Below are 7,406 nucleotides of genomic sequence, written 5' to 3' on the forward strand. Positions count from 1 at the left end.
GTCCGGCCAGGAGTCGGCCTTGCCTTGTGACCACCAGCATCGACCTCAGGCTGACTTCGGCCCTTCGGGCAGAAGGCGTGTCTTCGCGAGCAGCGCAGCCCCCGACAGGCAAAGCAACGCGAGCATGAACAGCGCATACCTCGCACCCTGTGTGAACAGCGCAACATCGAATGCCGAAAGCCCTGAGCCACCGTGCCCCAGGACCATGCGCTGCGAGCCCTCGGGCAGTTGCATCATGGCCACGCTCAGCGTCAACGCGGTTCCCACCATGATTCCCGCGTTCTGGAGCGTCGAACGCACACCATTCGCAATGCCTCGACGTTGAGGGCGCACGCTCTGCAGAATCGACGCGTTGTTGGGCGTCACGAACCCCCCTATGCCCCAGCCCAGCATCAAGAGGCAAACGGCGAGCTGCCCCGCGCTGATCGTTGGCTGCAACAGCGCGGCCAGGAGCGCCAGCGCGCATCCGGCAAGCAGCATCGCCGCCACGCAGATCGATTCCGGCCTGAAACGGTGCAGCAGGCTGCCCGAAACCGGCGCAGCCGTCAGCATCCCAAGGGCCACAGGTGCAATGCGCAGCCCGACATCCGAAGCGGAGAGACTCGTGCAAGCCTGCAGATACAGCGCAATCAGCAACAGGGGGGCGGCCTGCGTCATCGACAGAAGCAGGATGCAGACGTAAGCAGTGCGGCGTCGCGGATCGCTGAAGAGCTCCGGGTCGACCAGCGGGCTCGCCGCGCGCTTTTGAACCCAGGCGAACAACAGGATTCCTGCAACACCCGCAAGCAGGAAGGCCCACACGGACATGCTTGCCCACCCGTGGCTCCCCGCCATCGACAGCGCGTAGGTCACGCACCCGATTCCGACAAGGGACAGCACGGCGCCCACCAGGTCGAAGCGCTCGACCCGGACCACTGCCGTCTTCGGAAGAATCCGCCACGACCACACCAGAACGAGAAGGCCGGCGGGAACGTTGAGCATGAAGAGAACCCGCCATCCCCACCACGAGACGACAAACCCGCCTGCCAGCGGGCCAACGACCTGAGCAAGCGCGGCCACCATCGCGAGCACGCCAAGGGCAAGCCCCATCCTGCGGCGGCCGAACGCGTCGCCCACCAGGGCGCTGGTATTCGCCATGACGCCCGCGGCACCCACGGCCTGGCAAACCCGGAAGACGAGCATCGTCTCGGCAGTTGTCGCGACCGCACAGGCTGCGCAGGCGACCACGAAGAGGCCCAACCCCGCAAGGAAAAGGTGCCGCCGCCCCCACAGGTCGGCAAGCCTGCCGAAGCTGAGAATGCACACGGTGCTCACGAGCATGTAGGACAGCAGAATCCAGCTCGCCTGCGCTGGCGACGCCTGCAGGCTGCGCCCTACCGCGGGGAGCACCACGTTGAGCGCGCTGAGATTCAGAAAACACAACAGCGCGCCGAGGCATGCCGCAACGAGCACGGCCCATCCGGCCTTGTCCTCGTCATCGGCGGCCGCCTCGGTGCCCGGATGGCCGGCGATGAATGTGGCCGCCACCGGTTCAGTCTTCGCTCTTGAATCCCGAAGCCTTGACGATGGGGCGCCAATACTCGCGATCCTCGTTCATGACCCGGGTCACTTCCGCGCCGGGAAGCCCGGTCGGCTCAAGGCCCATGCGATCGAGTTGTCCGCGCACCCGAGGGCTGCGAATGGCGGCCAGGAATGCGCTTTCAAGTTTCGCCACCACGTCCTTCGGTGTGCCCGCCGGCACGAACGCAGCATAGGCGGCGTTGGCCCGATCGAACGCGTCGTAGCCCGATTCCTTGATCGTCGGAACATCGGGCAACCAACTCAGCCGCCTGGTTCCCGCGACGCCCAGGATGTGCAGCTTTCCGGCGCGGTGAAGCTCCAACTGGCTGGCCAGCGCGTCGGTGCCGAGCGGCACGTGGTCGCCGATGATGTCCGTCGCAAGCGGCGCCCCGCCCCTGTAAGTGACAGCCGTGAGAGGCACGCCGATGGCCTTGGACAGTTGCAGCACGCTGAAGTGAAGCCCGCCCCCCAGGTTGGTCATGCCCACGCTGGCCTGGCCGGGGTTCTTCTTGAGCCAGGCCACGTATTCGGGAATCGTCTTGTACGGCTGGCCCGCGCAGGCGGAGACGATGCTGGGGACGTTTGCCAGATGGGCGACGGGAATGAAGTCTTTGTCGGCGTCGTAGTTCAGCCGCGCATAGGTCATCGGAAAGAACACGAACGGCGGCGTCGCGCCGATCAGAATCGTGCGCCCGTCAGGCCGTGCGGTCTTGACCGCTTCGATGGAAATGCGGGTGGACGCACCGGGCCGGTTCTCCACCAGCACAGGCTCCTTGAGCGTCGTGCGCAAGTCCTCGGCCACCGCCCGCGCCAGGTTGTCGAGCGCGCCACCCGGCGGGAATCCCACGATCAGCCTGATGGGCGTGTTGCTGTCGGCATGCGCAAAGCTTGCGCTCAGTGCGACCAGCGCACTGAGCACGAATGTCTTTAGGAACGAGGTCATGGTGAGATACCTGCAAGGTTGATTGACGAAAAAAAGGAAGGGACAACGCGTGCTCAGAAGGCCACGACCGGCAGCGGGTTCGCCGGCCGGTGGTTGGCTTCGAAAGCCGACGCGGCCTGCAGCAGATGCAAGTCTTCGCGGAACCTGCCAACGAGCTGCATGCCGATGGGCAATCCGTCGCTGCCTGCGCCGCACGGCAGGCTGATGGCCGGATGCCCGGTGAGGTTGAACGGCATCGTCCAGGGGAACCAGTTGGGACGCACCTCGGCAAACGCCTGGCCGTCGATCTCGATGCTTCCGAAGAGGTCCTGGTCGATCGGCAGCGCCGTGCGCGACAAAGTCGGCGTGAAGATGAAGTCGTGCGTCTCCAGCTGCGCCTGGACCTTTCGAAAGAGCGCTGTCCTCGCGAACATCGCCTGCTGAAAGGCGACCCCGTCGACGTGCTCCACCAGCGCGAGCTGTTGCAGCAGCGAAGGACTCAACTGATCGGCATGCGCCTCAGCCAGCGGAGCGAACCGGCCACGCCAGCTTGTGTGATTGATCACGCGCCACACCGGCTCGACGTCATAGCCCTCGCCCGACATCTCCTCCAGCTCTGCGCCCATCGACCGCAGGGTTGCAAGGGCGGCCTCGAAAGCGGCGGCGACGTCGGCGGCAATCGGCCGCCCCGCCGGCGTTGCGCTGAAAAGAATCCGCTTGCCTCGCAGGTCGCCGCCGGGCTGCAGGTCGTCGAAGTAGCGCTGGGCCGGTACGCCCAACGACCAGGGGTCGGACCCATGGGCACCGGTCATTGCCTGCAGCATGAGCGCCGTGTCTCCCACGTTGCGCGTGGTGGGCGTCACGTAGGTGTAGTTGCCGAACGCGTCCTGCACCTGGCTGTGCGGCACCACACCCAGGCTTTGCTTCAACCCGACCACGCCGTTGCACGCGGCGGGAATCCGGGTGGAGCCGCCCCCATCGGTCGCAATGGCAAGCGGTGCGATGCCAGCCGCCATCGCCGCCGCCGCCCCGCCGCTGGAGCCACCGCTGGTGCGCGCGGGGTCCCATGCATTGCGCGTGGTGCCGAAAAGCGGCGCATCGGTCATGCACTTGGCGCCGAACTCCGACGAGGTCGTCTTGCCGATGAGGATGCCGCCCGCCTGGCGCACGCGCGCCACGGCCAGGGCGTCGTGCGCGGGAACGTGATCGCGATGCAGCAGCGATCCGTAGGTCGTTCTGACGTTCGCGGTGTCGACGATGTCCTTCACCGTGAACGGCAAGCCGTGCAACATGCCCACGGCCTCGCCTCTCATGAGCGCCTGCTCGGCTTGCCTGGCTTGCTCCATCGCCTGCTCGTGGCAAAGCGTGATGAAGCAGTTCAGGTGCGGCTGGAGCGCATCGGCGCGGCGCAGCACCTCTTCGACGATCTCCACCGGGGAGAGCTCGCGTTGCGCGACCAGCGTGCGCATCATCGCCGCGGTCATCTCGCAGATTTCGGATTTTGGAAGGCGCGGAAAGTTCTTCATGCGCAGATGATTGAGGGGCTCCAATATGGCGTCCAATACTGTTTTCTTGAAAAGGCATATGCACAGCGTATGGCTACACCCGACCTCAGATCCCTTCGCTACTTCGTGGCCGTCGCCGAGGAACGCAGCGTCGGCAAGGCAGCGCGGCGGCTCAACATGGCCCAGCCGCCGCTGTCGGTTCACATCAAGAACCTCGAAGCGGCCATAGGCGCGCCCCTGTTTCGCAGGGCGGCGCGCGGCATGGAAATCACCGATGCGGGAAATGCGCTCTTCCAACGTGCCAAGGAGGCATTGCTGCTCGCCAACGAAGGCTTCGACGCCGCGCGTGCCGTCGGATCGGGCAGCAGGGGGCGACTCACGATCGGAACCATGGTCGTGCTGTCTTACCTCGTGCTGCCCCGGCTGGAAAACGAGCTTCGGCTCAAGCTCCCGGACGTGGAGATCCAATACGTGGAGCTGAATGCCGTCAACAACGTAGCGGCCATCACCGACTCGGACGTGTCGGTTGCGATCTGCATCCCGCCGATTGCCCAGGCCGGCATTGCGGTCGAACGCATCGGCACCCAGCCGTTGCTGCTTGCCGTGCGGTCGGATTCGCCATTGGCGCGGATGTCCAGCATTCCGCTGGCGCGACTCTCGGGCATGCCTCTGATCGGCCTCCCGGTTCCGGAAGGCGACATCGACAAATCCGTCGTCACGTCGATGCTGCGGCGGCACGACGTCAGCATGCCCGTTGCGCAGCGGGTCGAGACCATGGTGTCTGCATTGGCGCTGGTACTGGCGGGCAAGGGCGTGGCCATCCTGCCTGCTTGCGCTCAGATCGGGCGGCCTCCGGGCGTGGTGTTCCGGCCCTTTCGCAACGTCAACGCGACGATGGACATTGCCGCGTGCTGGCGCAGCGATTGGGACAGCCCGCTTATCAAGCCTTTCCTGGCGTGCGCGCGCACAGTACTAAGGAACGTCTGATCAGGTCGTAAATTGGCTTGATGACGAGAGTGGGTGTTGCCCCGCTGCGCTCGCAGGCTCGTTGCACTGACATTCGATGTGTTTGAGCGCTCCTGCAGCGCCCCTCAGCCGATGTCATTGCGCAGCAGCCATCCGCGTTCGCCCATCAAGCTCGTCTCGCCATCGAAGCCGCGCACCGTGTAGCGCCCGCCGATGGCGAAGCGGTCTTGCGGTGTCAGCGGCGTGCGGTTCCACTGCGCGCGGATCAAGCCCGAGTAGACGTAGCGGTCGCGCTTCATGGTGTCGAGCACCACGGGCTCGCCGGCCGGCACGATAGGGCCTCCCAGCATGTTGGCGCTGGAGACCCAGCCGTAGTCAGGGCGCAGGTTGCAGCAGGTGTAGCCAGTGATGGGATGCGTGAGCTTGGTGGCGCAACCGGAGAGAAGCACGGCGAAGAGAAACGCGACGGCAACGGCAGAGCGTTGAAAAGGATGTGACGGCTTCATTATCTTTTTGTCTATAGAACTTCGTGATTCTCAGAACCGGCTACTGTTCCTTGGAACTGCGCCCGATCTACACCAGCAGATCGGTTTTTTGTGATTGGCACAGAGCGCTCCTGAAATCTTGTACTTTGTATTCAGAATCACTTTTCCGCTTTACGCCGACAAGAAAGTTCAATGACAACATTTGGAGAAATTGCCTGAACCCCTTCTTTTCTCCGAATTACATCCGTGAAAATCATATTCCGAGGAAATCCGAGAGTCGAAATGTAATCTTTTATCGACAGGAGCTCATTCGAGGCATTTGAAAAATCACCCGCATCGCTTGGCGCGACATCGGTGACGACGATAAAATCACTTGCCCCAGGATTTGCGGCGCACTTTTCAATCGATTCTTTGTAAATAATTTCGATTTCTTTTTTTGCGGCATTGCCAAGTTCACCAAAAGCAGATTTCCGAGAAATTTTAACTTGGGATTGATATGGAAAGCCCGCATCTGCCAGTGCCGCACGAAAGAGCAGCATTGCGCCAATAAAAATGATAAATTTTCTTATCAAAAAAGACCTCCAAAATTGGCAATGAATTTTTCCGAAAACCGTTCTCTGAATGCATCTTGAATTTTATTTGCCTCAAGCTCCCATGGCTGAGTTGCATAATTACTCCACAGAGGTGAGTTCGCCGATGGTATGGCCGCCTTTCTGCCTTGAATTGTGTGAACATATTCGTGAACCAATAAACCCAATTGAGTAATGCTGGCTTGCTCAAAAAATGATTGGTACACTATCGCAACGCGTGCATTGGCGTCAAAAACCGCAAGCGCGGGACTTCCGTCTGAGGCTTTTCAGCATATTCGCTGGAGATTGAGGCATTCATGCTTTTAAATCCGGCTGCTGAGCATTCACGGCAAAAATCCTGAAAGGAGTCCATAAAGTCTGCCGCCAAAGAAAACAGCTTCCCCATTCTTTTTTGTTGCTCTTCTGGAGTCTTGGGCGCGTAACGTCGGCCAAGCTGGTTGTTTTCAACGGCGTTCGCTCCGGCTTGCGAAGCAATATCGGCACTCGCCTGATTGCCGCCCACTAAGGCGCCTGCAATACCCGCCATCATTTGGCCAAAAAGTACCGTAGCCGTCGCAAGCGCAGCATCATTTGATGGGTTGTAGAAACTGCCCGCCATATGCCCCACAGGCCCCGTGGTGCCTCCGCTCACCGCGCTGCCAGCCGCGGCTCCCACGCTACTGGCGGCCCCCCAAGTTAGCACGGTCGCCACAATCGCCACCACTGCTCCACCGGCTTGGGTGAGGCTTCCCTGTTTCTCGGCCCACTGTCGTTGCTCCAACGGAACGCCCTGCCAATTGATCTTCAAATCACTGAGCGCCGGGTCCTTCTGAATTCGATTCAACCAGTCCATGCCGGTTTGATCGCGCTGGCCTTGCAGGACCTGCTCGAGGGTTTGCTGCGCAATGTAGGTTTGGTTCGGCCCCTTGGTGGCGTTCTGCCCCAACTGCACGTTGACCGTCGGCGTATCCAGCGTCAGCTTTTTGCTGTCGATTTGGGTGTAGTTCGCCGTCTCGCCACGCGCCCCGTCGTCGCGCGTGCGCTGGTACATCGGATCGCTCTCGCCACGGCTACGGCCGACGCCCGCGGCCTGTCACCGGGTAGTGCGGCTCGATGACTTTGAGCAGTGCCTTCCAGGGCAACACCAGCTCCATCTCGGCAAGGAAGACTTCACGGCGCGTCTTCTTTCTCTTGCCTGCATGCTCGGCATCCGAAAAACTGATCTGGCTCATCGTTGGCGCTCCTTCAGCTGGGTGATCAACGTTCAGGTCGGCCATCGGTGGACTTGATCAGACGTTCCCTAGTCTTACTGTGTCACAAATGACATAATTCGATCTTCCGGACTTCGAGCTGGAGGATTGATGAATGCAGCCGAGCGATTCGATAGCTACCTGGAGCA

6 protein-coding genes and 2 pseudogenes are annotated in these 7,406 nt (G+C 61.8%); 1 reads left to right on the top strand and 7 read right to left on the bottom strand.

Annotation, left to right across the window (positions count from 1 at the left end):
- Positions 1–45: 45 nt before the first annotated feature.
- Genes BM004_RS27180 through BM004_RS27190 form a run of 3 tightly spaced genes read right to left on the bottom strand, consistent with a single transcriptional unit; the run spans position 46 to position 4,008 of the window.
- Positions 46–1,527 (bottom strand): MFS transporter, encoded by a 1,482-nt coding sequence (locus BM004_RS27180; protein WP_256220068.1) that lies wholly within the window; start codon positions 1,525–1,527, stop codon positions 46–48.
- Positions 1,528–1,531: 4 nt separating this feature from the next.
- Positions 1,532–2,503 carry a tripartite tricarboxylate transporter substrate-binding protein gene (locus BM004_RS27185; protein WP_093218177.1) on the bottom strand — a complete coding sequence of 324 codons (972 nt, stop codon included), beginning with the start codon at positions 2,501–2,503 and terminating at the stop codon, positions 1,532–1,534.
- Between the two features lie 53 nt (positions 2,504–2,556).
- Positions 2,557–4,008: an amidase gene (locus tag BM004_RS27190; RefSeq protein WP_093218178.1), complete on the bottom strand. Its 1,452-nt coding sequence runs from the start codon at positions 4,006–4,008 to the stop codon at positions 2,557–2,559.
- 69 nt (positions 4,009–4,077) lie between these two features.
- Between BM004_RS27190 and BM004_RS27195 the strand changes: the two genes are divergently transcribed.
- Entirely contained in the window at positions 4,078–4,974 is an 897-nt protein-coding gene (locus BM004_RS27195; RefSeq protein ID WP_093129432.1) for a LysR family transcriptional regulator, read from the top strand.
- Positions 4,975–5,081: 107 nt separating this feature from the next.
- On the opposite strand, the pseudogene BM004_RS40840 reads toward BM004_RS27195, so the two are convergent.
- The 4 genes and pseudogenes from BM004_RS40840 to BM004_RS40850 all read right to left on the bottom strand — a co-directional run.
- Positions 5,082–5,300: pseudogene (locus tag BM004_RS40840) on the bottom strand (ShlB/FhaC/HecB family hemolysin secretion/activation protein); the annotation flags it as partial.
- 296 nt (positions 5,301–5,596) lie between these two features.
- Positions 5,597–5,977, bottom strand: a complete 381-nt coding sequence (locus BM004_RS40845; RefSeq protein WP_143072522.1) for a hypothetical protein — start codon at positions 5,975–5,977, stop codon at positions 5,597–5,599.
- A gap of 256 nt (positions 5,978–6,233) precedes the next feature.
- Positions 6,234–7,058: a VENN motif pre-toxin domain-containing protein gene (locus BM004_RS27205; RefSeq protein WP_093218181.1), complete on the bottom strand. Its 825-nt coding sequence runs from the start codon at positions 7,056–7,058 to the stop codon at positions 6,234–6,236.
- Between the two features lie 22 nt (positions 7,059–7,080).
- Positions 7,081–7,239, bottom strand: a pseudogene (locus BM004_RS40850) (IS5/IS1182 family transposase); the annotation flags it as partial.
- Between the last annotated feature and the right edge of the window lie 167 nt (positions 7,240–7,406).

Source organism: Variovorax sp. OK212, from assembly GCF_900112425.1.
GTDB lineage: Bacteria > Pseudomonadota > Gammaproteobacteria > Burkholderiales > Burkholderiaceae_C > Variovorax.